The organism is Chryseobacterium sp. CT-SW4, assembly GCF_048572715.1.
Taxonomy (GTDB): Bacteria; Bacteroidota; Bacteroidia; order Flavobacteriales; family Weeksellaceae; genus Chryseobacterium.
In genome coordinates this window covers 98,463-117,117 of the sequence record NZ_CP183840.1, presented here as the reverse complement: position 1 = coordinate 117,117, position 18,655 = coordinate 98,463, and the positions used below count along the sequence as shown (strand labels likewise).

Here is an 18,655-nt window from a genome sequence, read left to right as displayed (position 1 = left end):
TTAGTTAGAATGAGTGGAAAAATAATGCCATAAAGCATATTAAATATAAATTATTCAAAATAAAACTCCCTAATAGTATTTTATCATAATAATATAGGTCTCATAATATCTTCGTATTTTTGTTATGAAACTTACTTGCAATGGAATTTAAACTTCACTCGGAATACCAGCCCACCGGCGACCAGCCACAGGCTATTGAAAAGCTTACCGAAGGTATAGAAATCGGGGAAAAATATCAGACCTTACTGGGGGTTACCGGATCCGGTAAAACCTTCTCAATTGCCAATGTAGTCCGGAATGTTCAAAAGCCCACGCTGGTTCTGGCACATAATAAAACGTTGGCAGCACAGCTCTTTATGGAGTTTAAGGAATTTTTTCCGGAAAATGCGGTTGAATATTTTGTGAGCTACTATGATTACTATCAGCCGGAAGCTTATATTGCGACAACGGGAACTTATATTGAAAAAGACCTGAGTATCAATGAAGAAGTTGAAAAGCTACGTCTTTCCGCTACGGCAAGTCTCCTTTCGGGAAGGAGGGATGTGCTCATCGTCGCTTCCGTATCCTGTATTTATGGTATCGGAAATCCGACAGAGTTTCACAAGTCCTTAATTTCTTTAGCAATTGGAGAAAAAACAACCCGAACAGCATTTTTACATTCATTAGTTAATGCATTATATTCCAGAACATTAAATGAGTTTCAAAGGGGTACGTTCAGAGTTAAAGGCGATGTCATCGATGTCTTCCCTGCCTATGCTGATAATGCCGTAAGAATCCAGTTTTTCGGAGATGAGATTGAAAAGATCCAGAGCTTTGATCCTATTACAGGGAATGTAACTTCCAGCTTTGACCAGATCCAGATTTATCCGGCTAACCTTTTCGTTACTTCCAAAGATACTTTAAACGGAGCCATAAGAAGCATTCAGGATGATCTTGTAAAGCAGGTAGATTTTTTTAATACCATTGAAAAACCTTTGGAAGCAAAAAGACTCCAGGAAAGAACTGAGCTGGACCTTGAAATGATTAAAGAATTAGGTTACTGCTCAGGTATTGAGAACTATTCCCGTTATCTGGATGGAAGACTTCCCGGCTCAAGACCATTCTGCCTTATTGATTATTTTCCAAAGGATTTCCTGATGGTGATTGATGAAAGCCACGTGACCATTCCTCAGGTTCATGCAATGTACGGTGGTGACCGGAGCAGGAAAGAAGCTTTGGTAGAATACGGTTTCAGACTTCCGGCCGCTATGGACAACAGGCCTTTAAAGTTTGAAGAGTTTGAAAGCATGCAGAATCAGGTAATTTATGTTTCCGCCACACCTGCCGATTATGAAATGGAAAAAACAGGAGGAACTTATATCGAACAGATCATTCGTCCGACCGGACTTTTGGATCCTATCATTGAAGTCCGACCTACCCTTAATCAGATTGATGACCTGATGGAGGAAATTCAAAAAAGAGCGGATGTAGATGAAAGGGTCTTGGTTACTACTTTAACTAAAAAGATGGCGGAGGAACTTACCAAATACTTCACCAAATTCGGAATCAGAACCCGGTATATCCACTCGGATGTCGAAACCCTGGAACGTATTCAGATCATGCAGGATCTGCGTGTGGGACTTTTTGATGTTCTGATCGGGGTAAATCTTTTAAGGGAAGGGCTTGATTTACCGGAAGTTTCCCTTGTGGCTATTCTGGATGCCGATAAGGAAGGAATGCTCCGAAGCAGAAGGTCAATGATCCAGACGGTGGGACGTGCTGCCCGAAATATTAACGGTAAAGCAATTATGTACGCTGATAAGATTACAAAATCCATGCAGGCAACACTGGATGAAACCGAATACAGACGTGCCAAGCAGATGAAGTACAATGAAGAAAACAACCTGGTTCCCACTGCTTTAAATAAAAAAATATCTGAAAGCCTGGTAGGAAGAAGCAAAGACTTCCCGGATGAAAAATATACTCAAAAGCAAATTTTACAGAAAGCTGCCGAAGCAAAAGCAACGTATGCCACTGAAGATATTGAGAAACTCATTAATCAGAAACAAAAAGAAATGGAAGCTGCTGCCAAAAATCTCGACTTCATTAAGGCTGCTAAACTGCGGGATGAGATTGCTGCTTTAAAGGAGTAATTCAATTTATTCCGATAATTTAGTAAGAGGATATGTATTTTTCCAGACTTCATAATGGATATTAAATACTTTCAGGCATAAGCAAGCCAGCATAAGAACTATACTGATGAGACACAAAAACATAAAAATCTCATCCACTCCTCTGAGAGTAGCATCTGCCATGATTTTTTTCTGCAAAGCTCCCAGCGCCATATTCTGAGAAGAAATGATATCAAATCCTTTGTTCATAAGTCCGGCCTGAGAAGAATGAATGTAATCCATAACTTTTGGGTCTACAGGGATTAAAGACTGACTGAACCCGGTAGTGAATTTTGTTTTGTAGTAAGAAAGTCTGTGACTAAAAAAAGCAGAAGTGACGGGCATCGCCAGCATATACCTTGAAAATACGCTAAAGAAAACCCGTGAGCTGTTATCTTTTAATTCCACATTGGATGAAACATAGTAGGAAAGGCTCGTCATGGCAATTCCATATGCAGCACCTCTTACAAGTTGTGGAACTATAAATGCTTCTTCAGGCACATCATAGGCAACCAGCCCTTTGATTAATACATAAAAAAGGGCATACAGAGCAAATCCCAGCACCAATGCTCCACGCGCTTTATGTTTTTTATGCAGCCACACTCCCGTTAAAGGAATAGAGACAAGAAAGGCTGGAATCATATACAGATTGGAGATATTGGCATATTTTACATCTCCTTTAAAATTGATCAGCAAAAAGGTGGAAATTACTGAGGAAGAGTTGTAAACAATATAAAGCAGGGCCATAAAAACAGCACCCCATCCGATTTGTTTATATCGGACAAAAGCAGAAATATCGATCATAGGATTTTGGTGAAACAGATTGCTGACAATAAAAACCCCAAAGCTGCCACAGAAGATCAAAGTATTTAAAATAATGCTTTCATCTTCCCACCAATACAGCTTTTCCCCCATCACACAAATATAGGAAAGTGACAATCCCATCATTACCAATGCGACATAGCTGAGCCAATTAATTTCTTTAATGGTTATAGGAGATTCTTCTTTATTGCTATGCAGCATGGACTGCACGATAAAAACACTGATTACAATCCCAGGAAGCCATAAGTAATAAATATAATACCATTCATAATCCGTAATGAGCCAGGAAGCCGCATAAGCCACCAGCTGTGCTGTTATAAAAGAAATTGTATAATAAATGCCATAAAACAAGCCTCTGCTTCCCGACGGATTCAATCGCTGCATCAGTAAACGTATGGCATCCAAAAGACAAATGATCTTTACGGTACCGCAAAAGAAACTCAGAAAAATTACTTCATACACATTATTGGGAGCAAGCATAAGTACGGCAATGATAAATTCCAGCATAAGGCACACCAGCCAGACATTTTTACGCTGGTAAATTTTTGTGATGTGCCCGGCAATGGCAATCATGGCAACAAATCCCACCGAACTCATGAAAGAAGCAAACTGCATGAGATCTTTTTCTTCTCCCAGCTGAGAAGCAATAGAATTAATATCAACACCCTGCAAACCATTCACAATAGACTGTGAAATGAGTAATATAAAGAGAAGAGGTGTTTTCAGATATTCCGGCACCCCTTTGTGGAAAGGCTCTGTTTTCATTTAGTTTGATATCTAACTATTTAATTAAAAAACAATTTATTTCAATTGGTTAAATAATGAGTCCAGCACTCTTATTGTGGTCTGCAAATCTTTTTCAGGAACAGCTTCTTCTATATCTGAAAGAAGCGAAAGAATGACAGGCACTACCCTGTCTTTAATGCCTTTACCTTCATGAGTAAGAAAAATATTCTTATTTCTTTTATCCGCCTGATTCTGAACTCTTACCACAAGGTTTCTCTTTTCAAGGTTGTCGATAAGGTTGGTTAAACTGGCTTTATCCCGATACAATATATCCGAAATCTCCTGTTGGTTACGTCCGTCTTTTTCCCATAAACATCTCAAAACCAAATACATTTCCAACGTTATATTGATCCCTTTCCTGTTAAATTCCGCAAGGATTTTATTTCGGATGGCAGACTGCAGATTGGAAACCTTTCTGGGTAAAGCCTCTTGAAAATGAGTGATGTCTGAATAAGATTTCATGATACAAATTTATAAATTAGTTTGATATCAAACCATTATTTTAGGATATTTCGTTTCAATATATCCATTAATTAAAATTTATAGGTTTTATTTTTAGGTTTATCATAACTGACCTGGCCCCTGATAGGTATTAACAGGTCCATCAGCCCATTAAGTTTGATTTCGTAAATAGTGGCAAGCTGCATACCCAGCTTACCTTTAGGCATCCCTTTTTTATGAAACCATTCCAGGTAGCTTATCGGTAAATCTGCAATCACTGTTCCTTCATATTTCCCAAACGGCATAGTAGCAAAACATATCTCCTTTAAAATTTCTGGGTTAACTCCTTCCACAATCTATAGTTTTAAATCCACATTATTATCTTCATTTTTATCCTCCGGCAGTTCTAGTTCCGGAATCTGCGTCTCAGAAAATTCATTACTGTAAACCTGGATCAGAAGTAAAGTAAGGGAGATGAGGATAGGACCAAAAATAAGCCCCATAAAGCCGAACAGGTTCATTCCCATAATAATTCCGAAAACCGTATTCAAAGGGTGGATGTTTTCCAGTTTTTTTAAAAGGGTAAACCGGAGTAAATTATCCGTCAGTCCCACCACTACAACACAGTAAATAGCAAGCCCGATCCCCGCACCGGTATTTCCTTCCGCAATCATAAAAATACACACAGGAACATATATAATGGCCGCCCCTACTACAGGAATCATGGAAGCTGCTGCCGTAAGCGCAAACAGTAAAACCGGACTTGGAGCACCAAAAATAAAATATCCTATCATTCCCACAATTCCTTGTCCCAGAGCTACCACAGGTATTCCCACCGCATTGGCAATAATAAGTTTTCTCATCTTATCGCCTATAAGCGCAACATTTGACCTTTTCAGAGGAGCGGATGAAGTCAGGATCCTTTCAAAAAGCCTTGGCTTCTCAAATAGGAAATAAAGGATAAAATACATGGAAATGACAATCGTGAAGGTATTGAAAGTTCCACTCAATGCGTAAGTAGATACTTTTCCCACTGAGCTTTTCAATTGATTCATATTTTCCTTGCTCATGATATCAAATCCTACTTCAGAATAGATATATGAGTGGATCTTCTCCAGGAAAACATTAAACTTATCCATATACGCCTGGGCATTTCCCAGCTTCTGGATCAGAAGGTCCGCAATAAAATAGATAGGTAAAATAAGAATTACCAAACTTGCCAGCATCAATACAAAGGAAGAAAGCCACGGTTTCCAGTTCCTTTCTTCCTGCAAATAAAAATTATACTTTCTGCAAACCACATAAATAGTGATCGCACCAAGTACTGACGGTATGAATAAGGCCAGATTAGAACATATCAGCCAGGCTAAAATCAATATGATTGCTAATAATGCAACCTGCTTTATCGCAACACTGCTTATTTGTTTTTCTTTATCAGGCATTATCCGTTATATATTATTTGTCTTGGTTTTCCACAATAGGCACAGTAAGTGGAATACATTACCACCATAATGAAGGGAGCCGTAGCAATAAGCCCTATTCCACAAAGAAAAATCCCACAGACACTTATCAGAAGTCCCAGCAGGGAAGCTCCTAAGAACGTTCCATAATTTTCTTTAGCTATACTGAAAGATTTTCCCAAAGCTTCTATAGCCGTAGCATTTTCAAAAAGTAAGATAGGATATCCTAAAAGCAGGAAAGGATACACAAAAAGGAAAGGTAAGAAACACATTCCCATGGTAATCGCTGAAATGAAGCCCGAAATCAGGCTATAAATTAAAATATTTAAAAAATTCTGTCTGTACCCTATAAAAAGATCGGAAAACTGGATAGGATTCTTGGTATTATATTTATTAACAATATAAATAAGTCCTACATAAAGAGGAGATAATAACAAGGTAAGAAGACCCGATAAGGAATAATAGAGAGGAAGCCCGGGAGTATTCCAGTACCGGAAAGAGGAAACATCCCCGGAAGAACTACGCACTTCTTCAAGAAAGCTTGAAGAATTAAATCCGCTGATCGCCTGCAAGATTCCTCCACCTACCATGTAAACGATCATTGCTATCACAGCATACAGAAAAACTCCTTTATACATTTCAAAAGCATGGGAAATGATATTTCCGGCATCTCTCGACGGAATGGAGCCTTGTTGGTCAAACTCGTTAAATTCAGACATAGGTTTATTTTTTTAATGTTTATCAAATTTAATTTTTTTGGCTGAAAAAACATTAAATAGAACCAAATTTAACTTTTCTCTGAAAAAACCGTTTTATATAAGGAATAGATCATGGCATTCCAGAAAGGAAAAGTAAACAGCCCTCCCACAAAAAAGATAAAAAATCCCAGGTATTTAAAGAGGAATGCAACCAAAGCACAAACCAGCATTTCCAAAAAGTAGATTTTCAAAGCTTTAAAGTTCAAGGATATCGCTTCAAAAAGCCTTTTATTCATAAAAAACATAAGAGGTGCTACAAATAAAGTGATGAAAACCCACACAACCCCCAAAATAATAGTCTGGAAAGTATACAGGTAAACAATAAACCAAAACAAATAATATCCGATATATTTAAAGAAATTGGTACCGTTATACCCTACAAATAAATCTGCTATGCTAATTTTCTCCCCCAGATCGATCTTTCTGTAAATCTGAAAAAATCCCAGATTCAACGGATATAAAAATACGGATGTCCCTAAAATAGCCAGATAAAATTTCTGAAACCCTTCAGTAGAGGCCATTTTGGCAACAGCCTCGGAATAAGCTTCAAAGCTGATCTTCAACTGATCCGCCACTTCCTGGCTCTGTTCCGCAATACCATACCTACCGGAAAAGAAGAAAAAGACCGTGAAAAAAAGAGAAAAATATATGATTGAAAACATGACCTGAAAAAGCAGCGTTTTATTCCAGTAAAAGAAGGCTTGCTTCATGATAAAATCTATTCCAGGCTTCTGAGGATATTTATTTTGCATTAAATTTTTTTATGCAAAAATAAACATCAATAATTACTTTTGCTGAATGTTTGTAGTGAATCATCAAAAATTTATGAAAATGAATGAGCTTTCCCTCAAGAAAGTTCCCTATTTCTTTATCATAGACTTCCTTGCAGAGAACATTGAAATCTTTGAAGAAAGCGAGATAAACCCTCAGGAACTGCTCATAAGTTTTCCCGCCTTTTCAAATGTTACCGGTGATAGCAACCTCAACAAAAAAATAGAATGGAAAACTTTTCCGGAATCTGTTGAAAGTTTTAAATCAGGATTTGACGAAGTTCAGAAAAACATCCGGCAGGGAAATTCCTATCTGGTAAATTATACCCGCCAAACAGAAATAGAAACCAATTTAAGCTTAAAAGAAATTTTTTATAATTCCAAGGCAAAATACAAAGTTTTTTATAAGAATTTTTTCGTATTTTTTTCTCCTGAAACTTTTATAAAGATTTATGACGGTAAAATTTTCACTTATCCTATGAAAGGAACTATTGATGCGTCAATAGAAAATGCCGCCCAGATTTTAAAAGAGGACAATAAAGAAAAAGCAGAACATTATACGGTAGTAGACTTACTCCGAAACGATTTGAGCATCGTGGCCCATAAGGTAAAGGTAGATCAGTTCCAGCACATAGATCTTATTAAAACCCACCAAAAAGACCTCTACGCCATGAGCTCGGAAATTTCCGGAACCCTGCAGCCCGAATATAAAAATAAAATAGGAAGCATTCTAAAAGAACTGCTTCCGGCCGGCTCCATTTTAGGGGCACCAAAAGCAAAAACTTTGGAAATCATAAAAGAGGCTGAAGGATATGACAGAGGATTTTACACTGGAATTTGCGGCTGGTTTGACGGTGAAAGACTCGATACCTGTGTGATGATCCGGTTTATTGAGAAGCAGGATAAAAAACTCTATTTTAAAAGTGGCGGCGGAATAACCCATATGAGTAAGTTAGAAGACGAATATCAAGAAATGAAAAATAAAATTTATGTCCCTATTCATTGAAAGTATAAAAGTAGAAGATCAAAAGGTATATTTACTGGACCTCCACCAAAAAAGAGTGGATCAGACTTTTGCCCATTTTGGAAAAGATTCTTCAATCGATCTCTCTAAAATATTCAAAAGTCTCAATCATGATGAAGACGGTCTTTACAAGCTGAGGATCACGTATGACCTGGATAAAAGAATCCGCACACAGATCATTCCTTATGCGATATCAAAACTGGAAGATTTTCAATTGGTTGAGAACAACAACTTCGATTACTCCTTTAAGTTTGAAGACCGCAAAGAACTGGATAAAATGAAAGCGAAAGCTCGGGCAGAAGAAATTATTATTGTAAAAAACAATCATATTACGGACACTTCCTTTTCCAACCTTTTATTCCTGAAAAATAAACAATGGTACACTCCTTCCACTTATCTTTTAAATGGAGTTCAAAGACAGCATCTTTTAAAGCAGAAAAAAGTGAAAGAGCTGGAAATTACTTTACAAAACATTAAAGAATTCTCACATTTCCAGATCATTAACGCTTTAAACGACTTTGATGACATGTTCACTTACCCGATACAAAGGATCGTCAATTTACCCGGAGAAGAGGAATACCTGGATCTCTGAAAATTATTGAAGAGAAGCAAAATACTCCTTTAAAACATCTTCACTGTTTTTATCCGCAGTGTCCACTTCCATGATCTTAGGCTGGGCATCGGGTTTAAAGAAATTCTCCAAAACCCTGTCCAACGTAATATCATCACTCACTTTAATATAAAGGAACCCAAAATGCTTAGCCAGTAATTCTGCATTTCGGTGGTGGCGGGTCGCTATAAATTCTTTTAAAGTATTAGGATTAGCATTTCCCGGCCCCGGTATGATCTTAAAAATATTTCCTTCACCATTATTAAAGATAATAATCCTCGTAAACGGCGGTATATATTGGTTCCAAAGGCCATTAATATCATAGAAAAAACTTAAGTCCCCTGTAATAAGCAAGGTAGGATCAGGATTTTTAATAGCATATCCCATAGCGGTGGAAGTAGAACCGTCGATTCCGCTTGTTCCCCTGTTACAGTATATTTTTTTATTTCCAAAATCAAACAGCTGAGCATATCGTATTGCCGAACTGTTACTTACATGAATACTGTAATTGTCAGGAATACTTTGTGAAACCTTATTAAAGAAATAGAAATCTGAAAATTCAGCTTTATTTAAAAACTGTTCGTGTTTAGCATCTTTTTTGTCCCTGAGAACATCCCAAAGATTATAATAAGGTCTGGGCTCAAGATTAATGAATTTCAACAACTTAGAAAAGAAGACTTCAGGTTTTGCTTCAATCTTTTGAGTTAAAGAAAAATAAGTATCTGGCTGCCAAACCGGATCAATATGCCAATGCTGTTTAGGATGCGCTTTTCTTAAAAATTGTTTCACCTTTTTAGAAACCACATTCTGCCCGACGGTAATCAGTAAATCGGGCGCATAGGCCTTCCAGTCCTCTTCTGTAAAGTTATAGATATAACGGTCTATATGCTTAAAGAATTTTTCATGATAAAGATTAGAATTTGCCTCACATAAAACCACCACAGAATGATTTTTCACCAGCTGGGAAAGCTGCGTTTCCAATTCCGGGCTGTAATCGCGGGTTCCCACCAGCAGCATGATGCGTTGGGAAGTATTCCAGTCCGCAATAAGGTTGGATGGTATTTCATATTCTTTCTGACGGATCGTTTTTTCCACTTCGGGAAAAGCCGGCAATTCGGACACAAGATCATACAATGGTTCTTCCAGAGGAATATTAATATGTACAGGCCCCTGCTTTTCAATACACAATTCTATTGCCTTCTTTATGATATCGAAATTAATATCTTCCGCATCCTCTTTACTGTCTTCCAGCAGCTGAAAATCTCCGTATGAATGCTGATGGTAAATATTATTCTGACGAATTGTCTGTCCGTCAAAAATATCAACATAATCCGAAGGTCTGTCTGCGGTTAACACCAAAAGCGGAATATTCTGATAAAATGCTTCAATGACAGCCGGATAATAATTAGCCGAAGCCGATCCGCTTGTACAGGTAATAGCCACAGGCTTCTTTTCACTTCTGGCCATTCCCATTCCTACAAAAGCTGCACTTCTTTCGTCTACAATACTGAAACAGTTGAACCATTCTACTTCAGAAAAGTGAATGGCAAGCGGAGCATTTCTTGACCCCGGAGAAATGACAATATCTGAAATTCCATATTGCTGTAAAAGATGGGCAAGTATCTGAATACTTCTTTTAGAAGAATATTTTTTCATAGGGCAAATTTAACTTATAATTAATTAATTGTAAAATCATTTAATTCAAAATAATGTAATTTCGCGCTACATTAAATTTCTAAAAATGGATAAAATACCTAGTGTAGACCTGCGTGATTTCCTTTCGGGTAACCCGGAACGCAAACAGAAATTTGTAAATGAAATCGGAAAAGCTTATGAAGAAATTGGTTTTGTAGCCTTAAAAGGCCACTTTCTTGATGAACAACTTGTGGATGAATTATATGGAGAAGTAAAAAATTTCTTTGACCTTCCTACAGAAACCAAACAAAAGTATGAGATCCCGGGAATCGGGGGTCAGAGAGGATATGTAGGCTTCGGTAAAGAAACAGCCAAAGGTTTTAAAAAGGGCGACCTTAAAGAGTTCTGGCATTTCGGCCAGTATCTGTCTGATGATTCCCAATATAAAACTGAATATCCGGATAATGTAACGGTAGAAGAGTTGCCGAAATTCAATGAAGTGGGGAAAGAAGCTTATCAAATGTTGGAAAAAACCGGACAATATGTTCTGAGAGCTTTAGCTTTACACCTTGGCCTGGATGAATTTTATTTTGACGATAAAATTGCAGAAGGAAACTCCATTTTAAGGCCTATTCACTATCCTCCTATTACTGAAGAACCTGATGATGCCGTAAGAGCTGCTGCCCATGGAGATATTAACCTTATTACTCTTCTTATGGGAGCCCAGGGAAAAGGGCTTCAGGTGCAAAACCACGAAGGAGAATGGATTGATGCTATTGCCGAGCCTGATGAGCTGATGATCAACGTAGGTGATATGCTATCCAGACACACCAATAATAAACTGAAATCAACAATTCACAGGGTTGTAAATCCTCCACGGGAACTTTGGGGAACATCGAGATATTCAATCCCATTCTTTATGCATCCGGTAAGCAAGATGTCTCTTAACTGCCTGGAAAACTGTGTAGATGAAAACCATCCTAAATTGTACGAAGATACTACTGCCGGAGAATTCCTGCATGAAAGACTTGTAGAATTGGGACTGATAAAAAAATAACCTTTATAATTACAGACCGCTTTAAAGCGGTCTTTTTTATTACTGAAAAAACTATAAGGTTATCTTAAATCTAAACTAATCCTTCATTTAATCATTTTTCTTTTAATAGTCATCGCCAATAGTCGTTTACTTGTCATTTCGAACGAAGTGAGAAATCTCTTCAAAAGAGGTTTTCAATGAGTTAAAGGATTTCTCACTTCGTTCGAAATGACAGGGGGTTACAATCTTTTTCCACTTTAAAACAACCTCAGCTGCTGCTCCCTACTTCCCGTAAAATTTTCCGCAGAAAGAGAAGGCTTCTGTTTATCAGAAAAATATTTCTTTCTACCGATTTTAAAGGTATCATGAATCATTTCAGCTATATTCCCCTGTCCTTTATATCGTTCAAAATATCTCTTCTCTCCAAGTTTTCCTCCCCGCATGGACCGGATAAGATTGAGAACTTTAGAGGCCCTGTCCGGAAAATGCGTTTCTATCCACTTCACAAAAACAGGTTCCACCGTATCATTAAGACGGACTAACGTATATCCGAAACTTAGTGCTCCTGCATCTGATACTGATTTTAATATCCCCAAAGATTCATCACTCGTCAATCCGGGGATCACAGGTGCTACCATTACATTCACGGGTATATTGTTTTCGGATAGGACTTCTATCGCTTTAAGCTTATTGGATGCAGAACTCGTCCTGGGTTCCATTTTTCTTCTTATCTCTTCATTTAATGTCGGAATACTCAACGAAACGGAGACCAATCGCTGTTCCGCCATAGGCTTGAGAATATCCAAATCCCTAAGGACCAACGCATTTTTGGTAATAATATTTACCGGATGCCTATAATCCATACAAACTTTAAGTAGCTTTCTTGTAATCTCAAACTTTCTCTCAGCAGGCTGATAGCAATCCGTGTTCCCGGATAACAAAATAGGTTCGGGCTGATAACCTCTCTTTCTGAAAAACTTCTCCAGTAATTCAGGAGCATTCTTCTTCACCATAATCTTACGCTCAAAATCAACACCCGCACTGAATCCCCAATATTCATGGGTAGGCCTGGCAAAGCAATAGGAACATCCATGCTCACAACCCTGATAAGGATTCATGGAATATTCCATAGCCAAATCTTCACTTTTCACGGGATTAACGATTGTCTTGGGAAAAACTTCCGTAAATGTTGTCTTTACCTTTTCTATATCCTCATCCTCCGGCTCATACGTATATCTGTCGAAACGGTTGATCACATTTCGCTGAGCACCTTGTCCTTTTATGATATTTTCATCCCCCATACCTGTAAAATTAGAATAGAATCTTTTGAAAATAATGAGTTTTAACATGAAAGTTTTCCACAAAAAAACCGGCCCTTTTAAGAGTGCCGGTTTTCACATAATTAAATATATTTTTTTACTACTTCATAGCATAAAATTCTACTCCATGGAATTCATCATCATAATCTCCACCCTCATAGTTCCTATGATAATCCGAGTAGTAATCTTTGTATTTTTTATTTTTGTAATGTAATACTTTTTTTATCCCTAAAAAACTTAACACTGCTAAAAGGCCTATCCCTCCTGCAACTAAAACTCCGACTTCTTTTTTCATATTTTGTCCGATTTATTGTTTCGAATAAAGCAAAAAATATACCTTTTATGTTTTTTGGAAGTATAAATTTTGTTAACATTCTATTATTTTTCCTAAAAGATATTTTAAGAACTTTCATTTCAATTTATCCAGCTGAATGGTTTAATTATTGTAGTGGTTAAGAGAAAAAATTATACAATGGAAAATTCTGACGAAATGACTACGCTAAGTCAAGTTATGGCAAAAATGTCCAAAAGAGGAGTAAGCAGAGAATTCAGAATGAACGAGAACGGAGAAATGAAGTTCGAAAATTCTGAAAAAAACTACCAACCGGAAGACTTAACAATTATAAAAAGCTACCGCTTTGAGGGTGACAGTAATCCCGATGATAACGCCGTATTATATGTTGTAAAAGATACCGGCGGAAATATGGGAATGATCATCGATTCTTATGGTGCAGACAGTAATTATCCGGGAGAAAAGTTTGATGAGTTTTTAAGAGAAATTCCGATTCACGAAAGTGATGAGTTCAATTTCTAAAAGATAAGTAAGATCCGTTTTTCGGGTCTTTTTTTATTTAACTAATTATTTCTTGCGGTTTGCTTTGTTTTCTTTTTTCTCAGCCTTCACTTCCCTGATCGTTTCCTTTACCTCTTTTACGGCTGAAACCGTATTTTTAACTGCTTTTTCTGCTTTATCAGCCTTTCTGGTGATCAACGTCTTTTTCAATCCTTCCTGAATTCCTTTCCAGAAAAGATTAAAGAATGACTTAGTAGGATCCCTTTCTACGCCTTCCACAGTGACAGCTTCCGGAAATTTCCCCGAATCCGAATTTAAGAATAGATTGGCAACAGCCGTCAGCAACCCCTTTTTCTCCTGGTTCTTTTTATTAAGAACAGTAATTTTAAGGTCTTTATGCTTTAAATTGAACGTGCCGTTCAGTCCGGTATGATTTCCTTTAAAGTTAAAAAGCATTTCCTGAATGGTTCCCGTAGCAGATACATGCAAATAAGGTTTTATAAAAGGGTTAATTCTTGTGGCCGGCAGACTGGTGGCTTTACCTGAAATAGTAAATGCATCGCTTTGATTTGTAGTTTCAAAACCCCAGTTTACCGATAGCGGTGATGTATTCATAAAGGAACAGTTTATTTTAATTAGAACCTGGGTAGGTTTTCCTTTGGATTTAGCTGAATTAAGGTGTTTTACATTCATATTGAAATTCCCAAAACTAAGCTTTCCGGGGCCGTTACTTTCCGGGGTATCTTCTTCATATACCAATAAGGAATTTTTCAGGTCCAGGTTCTGAATATACATCGGGAATTTTATTGAGCGAAGCAGTTTTGAGTACAAAGGCTTCTCTTTAGGGTCATCTTTAGGAATCTTACTTCTGAATATATTGGCATCAGCAGACAGGATCGTCACTTTTGAAGCTTCTATGAATTTATCTTTTGAAAACAAATCCCAGTTTCCTTCTGCCGTAATCTGTTTCGCTTTAAGATCATAGAGATCCCGTTCCGTAGGAATCATTTTTATAAACCGAGCACGGGAAACCAATGGCTTCATCGCAAAGTCATTAAGCTGAACCTTATTTTTACCCAGCATGACAGATCCCAGGCTCATATGATAAAACTTTGTTTTATATGCAAAATTCCTGGTGGTCAGGGAATAATCTTTTACTTTAAATTTAATTCCTTTATTGTTAGCTTTTGAAGACAATTCCAGATCATAGGCAGTTGCATTCAGATCTTTAAAAGTTAATGGCTCTCCTTTTTTATCGTAGGTAATATGGGAATTTTTAAGTGCGAGCTTTCTCACTAAAACCGGTAATTGTATTCCTTTCAGATCGATTTCTACCGGACTCGGAGAAGGTATTGCGGGGTTGGTTTTAATAGTCCCCTCTGCATGATCAATTAAAAAATCCTGAATATCCAGGCTTAATTTTTTATCTACCGTCTCCCATTTATTGATATTAAAAGCTACCTGGTCAATTTTTAAATCGGCAGAAGTTTTAACATTTGAAACGGGACGGACCGTTATTTTATTTAATTCTCCTCTTTTCGGATTCAATGAAAGATTATCAATGTGAATGTCCTGGTTATTAGTATACCTGATCTCCTTTCCGGAAAAAGAAAAACGATCATATTGTATCGGTATCATTTCTTCCGAGGTATCTTTGTTGAACTTCATATGATCCACATTCATATATAAGCTCTGTGCCACCAGAAGATCATCACCGCTTGGTTTTATAATTTTAACCCTGGCATTATTAAGCTTTACATTATCCAGATTAACTTCAAAACTGACCGGCTTAGGTTTTGTGGAGATGACCACGTCCGTCGTATAAATGGAAAGGTCAGGATTCTGAAAGCTGGTATTCCCGAGAGATATGATATTCTTTTTTAAAATCAGGTCTTTAAATTCCATCTTCTGAATATCAAACTGATACATCTTTGTCCTCCGTGGGTAGTATTGTTTAAACCGGGAAAAGCTTAAGAGCGGAACCAATTTAAAATTCTCCACCAGCATCTGCCCGTTGGCAGTCTGAATATTCTTAATGGTAAGAGCATACATCTGATCCGGACGCAGGAAAAAATCTTTTCCTTTGATATCATATTTATCAAAAACCACTGGAAGTTTATTTTCTACGGATTCTTCCGTCATCTGAAGGTTTTCTACAAAAAGATCCAGCTCATGAACGGAAAGAAACTTCTGCTTCGTATGTCTGAAGATACTGATATCACCTTTGCTGATTCTTATATTTTCAAATAAAAACGGATTTCTCTTTCTTCCGGTTTTATTATCAACAGGCTTAGCCAGAATAACATTCAGATTAGGCCGGGCTAACAGCAGGTCCGAAGAGCTTATCCTCTTATGAAATAAAGCCTGGTAAATACCGAACCGGCTCACCCGAAGCGTATCTACCGTTCCCTGAACTCCTATAACATTGATATTATTCGGATTTTTATTATTAACCGTAATTCCTGTAGCCAAAATATTTCCACTTCCCAGATCTACATCCAGCGTTTTATAGGAGACCTTATAATCCGTATTGTTTTTGATATAATTGGGAAGCTGGGTTTGCAACCATATATTCAATCCGAAATTCACCAGCAGAAAAACTACCAGTAGCATTCCCAAACCAATTAATGATCTCTTAACCCATTTATTTTTCATTCACAAAAGTTATTAGTTTATTATTTAATACCAAGCTCAATTACATATCCTTCATGTCCTCTTACATTTATAAAATCTCCTCCTTTAAAGCTCAGATATTGTCCTTTAATCCCGATAAGCTGCCCGGTAAATTCCGGTTTTTTATCCAGTGTAAAAGAACTTATTTTCTCAGGCTTTTCATAGGGATAATCAAATCTCCATAAATCCTCTCCTTCCGAATAGAACTTTTGAAAATCCTGAGGGAAGTATTCTTTTATCTTTTGCTGGAAGTCGGCAAGATCCAGTTCATCTTCAAAATCATCCTGAAGCATTTTTTTCCAGCTTGTCTTATCCGGAACATGCTCTTTAAGTGCGACTTCTATCATACCTGCTTCATAGCGGTTCTCCGTACGGGCTATCGGAAGGGCAAAAGTAGCACCCTGATCAATCCATCGGGTAGGAATCTGTGTATTCCGAGTTACTCCTACTTTTACTTCACCTGTATAGGCAAGATATACGGTATGAGGTTGCAGCTGGATTTCTTTTTCAACATCCAGATCACGTTCCGCAATTCCCAGATGAGCCGTGGAAAGCTCAGGACGGATGATCGTATCACTGGCATAAGGACTTTCAAAAAAACAGTTTTTGCAAAATCCCATTCTGTAAACAGGCTTATCTTCTCCACAATTCACACATTGGAAACCTATATGCCGGATGCTTAATTCTTTTCCAAATAATTCGTTCATATGAATGAGATCACCGGAAAGATTAAGATAGTATTGAATAGGCTGATCATCATAGCTGATCATTTTTAAAACTTGTCCCTGAAACTGCATTTTTTTATATTTTCTTTTTGAAGTAAATGTAATAATTATATTTTCAAAAACTAAATTTATATTTTTGTGCTATTAAAAAATCACAGATGGTTTATCTTGTAACGGGAGGAAGCGGATTCATTGGTTCTCATTTAGTAGAACGATTACTAAAAAACGGACATTCTGTCATAAACATTGACAACTTTGATAATTTTTACAGTTATCAGATAAAAATTAAGAATACCTTAGAATCCATCGGTAAAAATATAGATTTTGAATTTTCCGACAAAGAAACGGATATACAAAAACTGATCTCGGCAGCCCATTCCGACCGGTACAGCATCTACTACCAGGACATCCGGAATAAAAAAGGTCTGGAGGACATTCTCAAGAAGCATAAAGTAGACCTTATCATCCATCTGGCAGCCTTGGCGGGAGTACGACCTTCCATAGAACGCCCTTTGGAATATGAAGAAGTGAATGTCCGCGGTACAATGAACCTTTGGGAACTGTGTAAAGAATTTAATATTAAAAAATTCATTTGTGCTTCATCTTCAAGCGTTTACGGGAACAATCCCAAAGTTCCTTTTTCAGAAACAGATAATGTAGACTGCCCTATCTCCCCTTATGCAGCTACTAAAAAATCAGGAGAAGTACTGGGACATGTTTATCATCATTTATATGATATAGATATGATTCAGCTGCGGTTCTTTACCGTATACGGACCACGCCAACGCCCTGATCTGGCTATACATAAGTTTACAAAACTGATCCTGGAGGGAAAAGAAATCCCTTTCTATGGCGACGGAAATACTGCAAGAGATTATACTTATGTAGATGACATTATTGATGGAGTAACCAAATCCATACAGTATCTGGAACAGCATTCCAAGGTATATGAGATCATCAATCTGGGAGAAAGTGAGGTCATTACCCTCTCCGAAATGCTTTCCACCATTGAGAATGCCCTTCAAAGAACGGCCATTAAAAAGGTTCTTCCCATGCAGCCGGGCGATGTACAAAAAACCAATGCTGATATAACGAAAGCAACAACTTTAATCGGCTACCATCCTACCACTAAGTTCCAAAATGGCATAAAAAAATTTGTGGAATGGTTTTTGAGAAAATGACAAAAAGTATGTCAGCGGTATTAATGTAAAAGTATACCGTGACAAAAAAATAATAATATTTAATAAAAAGAATTGAAAATCAGTTATAAAAAAGCTTATTATATAACCTATTTTTATACTTTTGCAAAAAATTAGAAAATTATGTACTGGACATTAGAATTAGCTTCCTATTTAAGTGACGCACCTTGGCCAATGACTAAAGCAGAACTTATTGATTATGCAATCAGAACTGGTGCACCAATGGAGGTCGTAGAAAATCTACAGGCAATCGAGGATGAAGGAGAAATCTATGATGCGATTGATGAGATTTGGAGTGACTATCCTACGGACGAAGATTATCTTTGGAACGAAGACGAATACTAAAACTACAAAAGCTTTAGGCGAGCCGCTTAAGGCTTTTTTAGATATAAATATAAGCTACACAAACGTGTAATAGTTAAAAACGCTCACAACTCAGGTTATGGGCTTAAAT

The 18,655-nt window shown here is 37.2% G+C and carries 18 protein-coding genes; 7 read left to right on the top strand and 11 right to left on the bottom strand.

The window, feature by feature from the left end; translation table 11 throughout:
* The first annotated feature begins 140 nt into the window (after positions 1 to 140).
* A complete protein-coding gene (gene uvrB, locus ABJ974_RS00515) occupies positions 141 to 2,132 on the top strand; it encodes an excinuclease ABC subunit UvrB (RefSeq protein ID WP_419869444.1) in 1,992 nt (663 codons plus the stop codon).
* 6 nt (positions 2,133 to 2,138) lie between these two features.
* Here the strand turns inward: uvrB and ABJ974_RS00510 are convergent, their stop codons facing one another.
* The 6 genes from ABJ974_RS00510 to ABJ974_RS00485 all read right to left on the bottom strand — a co-directional run bounded on the left by ABJ974_RS00510 (position 2,139) and on the right by ABJ974_RS00485 (position 7,169).
* A complete protein-coding gene (locus tag ABJ974_RS00510; RefSeq protein WP_419869443.1) occupies positions 2,139 to 3,737 on the bottom strand; it encodes an MFS transporter in 1,599 nt (532 codons plus the stop codon).
* Between the two features lie 36 nt (positions 3,738 to 3,773).
* Positions 3,774 to 4,220: a MarR family winged helix-turn-helix transcriptional regulator gene (locus ABJ974_RS00505; RefSeq protein ID WP_419869442.1), complete on the bottom strand. Its 447-nt coding sequence runs from the start codon at positions 4,218 to 4,220 to the stop codon at positions 3,774 to 3,776.
* Between the two features lie 71 nt (positions 4,221 to 4,291).
* Positions 4,292 to 4,504 (bottom strand): DUF3820 family protein, encoded by a 213-nt coding sequence (locus tag ABJ974_RS00500; RefSeq protein WP_419870987.1) that lies wholly within the window; start codon positions 4,502 to 4,504, stop codon positions 4,292 to 4,294.
* 51 nt (positions 4,505 to 4,555) lie between these two features.
* Entirely contained in the window at positions 4,556 to 5,641 is a 1,086-nt protein-coding gene (locus ABJ974_RS00495) for an AI-2E family transporter (protein ID WP_419869441.1), read from the bottom strand.
* Positions 5,641 to 6,378, bottom strand: a complete 738-nt coding sequence (locus ABJ974_RS00490) for a beta-carotene 15,15'-monooxygenase (protein ID WP_419869440.1) — start codon at positions 6,376 to 6,378, stop codon at positions 5,641 to 5,643. The genes ABJ974_RS00495 and ABJ974_RS00490 overlap by 1 nt, the downstream gene beginning before the upstream one ends.
* Before the next feature lie 68 nt (positions 6,379 to 6,446).
* Entirely contained in the window at positions 6,447 to 7,169 is a 723-nt protein-coding gene (locus tag ABJ974_RS00485) for a hypothetical protein (RefSeq protein ID WP_419869439.1), read from the bottom strand.
* A 46-nt stretch (positions 7,170 to 7,215) separates the two neighbouring features.
* Between ABJ974_RS00485 and ABJ974_RS00480 the strand changes: the two genes are divergently transcribed.
* Together ABJ974_RS00480 and ABJ974_RS00475 are read left to right on the top strand one after the other, a co-directional pair.
* Positions 7,216 to 8,193: an aminodeoxychorismate synthase component I gene (locus ABJ974_RS00480; protein WP_419869438.1), complete on the top strand. Its 978-nt coding sequence runs from the start codon at positions 7,216 to 7,218 to the stop codon at positions 8,191 to 8,193.
* Positions 8,177 to 8,803, top strand: coding sequence for an aminotransferase class IV (locus tag ABJ974_RS00475; RefSeq protein ID WP_419869437.1), 627 nt, complete (start codon positions 8,177 to 8,179; stop codon positions 8,801 to 8,803). The genes ABJ974_RS00480 and ABJ974_RS00475 overlap by 17 nt, the downstream gene beginning before the upstream one ends.
* 3 nt (positions 8,804 to 8,806) lie before the next feature.
* Here the strand turns inward: ABJ974_RS00475 and menD are convergent, their stop codons facing one another.
* Entirely contained in the window at positions 8,807 to 10,477 is a 1,671-nt protein-coding gene (gene menD, locus ABJ974_RS00470) for a 2-succinyl-5-enolpyruvyl-6-hydroxy-3-cyclohexene-1-carboxylic-acid synthase (RefSeq protein WP_419869436.1), read from the bottom strand.
* A gap of 85 nt (positions 10,478 to 10,562) precedes the next feature.
* Between menD and ABJ974_RS00465 the strand changes: the two genes are divergently transcribed.
* On the top strand, positions 10,563 to 11,513 hold the full coding sequence (locus tag ABJ974_RS00465) for an isopenicillin N synthase family dioxygenase (protein WP_419869435.1): 951 nt from the start codon (positions 10,563 to 10,565) through the stop codon (positions 11,511 to 11,513).
* A 236-nt stretch (positions 11,514 to 11,749) separates the two neighbouring features.
* Here the strand turns inward: ABJ974_RS00465 and ABJ974_RS00460 are convergent, their stop codons facing one another.
* Positions 11,750 to 12,793, bottom strand: coding sequence for a PA0069 family radical SAM protein (locus ABJ974_RS00460; protein WP_419870986.1), 1,044 nt, complete (start codon positions 12,791 to 12,793; stop codon positions 11,750 to 11,752).
* Positions 12,794 to 12,911: 118 nt separating this feature from the next.
* Positions 12,912 to 13,106, bottom strand: coding sequence for a hypothetical protein (locus tag ABJ974_RS00455; protein WP_419869434.1), 195 nt, complete (start codon positions 13,104 to 13,106; stop codon positions 12,912 to 12,914).
* A 177-nt stretch (positions 13,107 to 13,283) separates the two neighbouring features.
* On the opposite strand from ABJ974_RS00455, the gene ABJ974_RS00450 reads away from it, so the two are divergent.
* Positions 13,284 to 13,625, top strand: a complete 342-nt coding sequence (locus ABJ974_RS00450) for a hypothetical protein (RefSeq protein ID WP_419869433.1) — start codon at positions 13,284 to 13,286, stop codon at positions 13,623 to 13,625.
* Between the two features lie 45 nt (positions 13,626 to 13,670).
* On the opposite strand, the gene ABJ974_RS00445 is transcribed toward ABJ974_RS00450, so the two are convergent.
* Positions 13,671 to 16,259 (bottom strand): hypothetical protein, encoded by a 2,589-nt coding sequence (locus ABJ974_RS00445; RefSeq protein WP_419869432.1) that lies wholly within the window; start codon positions 16,257 to 16,259, stop codon positions 13,671 to 13,673.
* 20 nt (positions 16,260 to 16,279) lie between these two features.
* Entirely contained in the window at positions 16,280 to 17,074 is a 795-nt protein-coding gene (locus ABJ974_RS00440; RefSeq protein WP_419869431.1) for a DUF2797 domain-containing protein, read from the bottom strand.
* 86 nt (positions 17,075 to 17,160) lie between these two features.
* Here ABJ974_RS00440 and ABJ974_RS00435 point away from each other — a divergent pair, with 86 nt between their 5' ends.
* Positions 17,161 to 18,183, top strand: a complete 1,023-nt coding sequence (locus ABJ974_RS00435) for a GDP-mannose 4,6-dehydratase (RefSeq protein ID WP_419869430.1) — start codon at positions 17,161 to 17,163, stop codon at positions 18,181 to 18,183.
* A gap of 141 nt (positions 18,184 to 18,324) precedes the next feature.
* Entirely contained in the window at positions 18,325 to 18,546 is a 222-nt protein-coding gene (locus tag ABJ974_RS00430; RefSeq protein ID WP_027382805.1) for a DUF2795 domain-containing protein, read from the top strand.
* Positions 18,547 to 18,655 lie beyond the last annotated feature (109 nt).

Excerpts from the sequence above, each read along its gene's own strand:
- uvrB (WP_419869444.1), top strand. The coding sequence starts at position 141 with ATGGAATTTAAACTTCACTCGGAATACCAGCCCACCGGCGACCAGCCA.
- ABJ974_RS00510 (WP_419869443.1), bottom strand. The coding sequence starts at position 3,737 with ATGAAAACAGAGCCTTTCCACAAAGGGGTGCCGGAATATCTGAAAACA.
- ABJ974_RS00505 (WP_419869442.1), bottom strand. The coding sequence starts at position 4,220 with ATGAAATCTTATTCAGACATCACTCATTTTCAAGAGGCTTTACCCAGA.
- ABJ974_RS00500 (WP_419870987.1), bottom strand. The coding sequence starts at position 4,504 with ATGCCGTTTGGGAAATATGAAGGAACAGTGATTGCAGATTTACCGATA.
- ABJ974_RS00495 (WP_419869441.1), bottom strand. The coding sequence starts at position 5,641 with ATGCCTGATAAAGAAAAACAAATAAGCAGTGTTGCGATAAAGCAGGTT.
- ABJ974_RS00490 (WP_419869440.1), bottom strand. The coding sequence starts at position 6,378 with ATGTCTGAATTTAACGAGTTTGACCAACAAGGCTCCATTCCGTCGAGA.
- ABJ974_RS00485 (WP_419869439.1), bottom strand. The coding sequence starts at position 7,169 with ATGCAAAATAAATATCCTCAGAAGCCTGGAATAGATTTTATCATGAAG.
- ABJ974_RS00480 (WP_419869438.1), top strand. The coding sequence starts at position 7,216 with ATGTTTGTAGTGAATCATCAAAAATTTATGAAAATGAATGAGCTTTCC.
- ABJ974_RS00475 (WP_419869437.1), top strand. The coding sequence starts at position 8,177 with ATGTCCCTATTCATTGAAAGTATAAAAGTAGAAGATCAAAAGGTATAT.
- menD (WP_419869436.1), bottom strand. The coding sequence starts at position 10,477 with ATGAAAAAATATTCTTCTAAAAGAAGTATTCAGATACTTGCCCATCTT.
- ABJ974_RS00465 (WP_419869435.1), top strand. The coding sequence starts at position 10,563 with ATGGATAAAATACCTAGTGTAGACCTGCGTGATTTCCTTTCGGGTAAC.
- ABJ974_RS00460 (WP_419870986.1), bottom strand. The coding sequence starts at position 12,793 with ATGGGGGATGAAAATATCATAAAAGGACAAGGTGCTCAGCGAAATGTG.
- ABJ974_RS00455 (WP_419869434.1), bottom strand. The coding sequence starts at position 13,106 with ATGAAAAAAGAAGTCGGAGTTTTAGTTGCAGGAGGGATAGGCCTTTTA.
- ABJ974_RS00450 (WP_419869433.1), top strand. The coding sequence starts at position 13,284 with ATGGAAAATTCTGACGAAATGACTACGCTAAGTCAAGTTATGGCAAAA.
- ABJ974_RS00445 (WP_419869432.1), bottom strand. The coding sequence starts at position 16,259 with ATGAAAAATAAATGGGTTAAGAGATCATTAATTGGTTTGGGAATGCTA.
- ABJ974_RS00440 (WP_419869431.1), bottom strand. The coding sequence starts at position 17,074 with ATGCAGTTTCAGGGACAAGTTTTAAAAATGATCAGCTATGATGATCAG.
- ABJ974_RS00435 (WP_419869430.1), top strand. The coding sequence starts at position 17,161 with ATGGTTTATCTTGTAACGGGAGGAAGCGGATTCATTGGTTCTCATTTA.
- ABJ974_RS00430 (WP_027382805.1), top strand. The coding sequence starts at position 18,325 with ATGTACTGGACATTAGAATTAGCTTCCTATTTAAGTGACGCACCTTGG.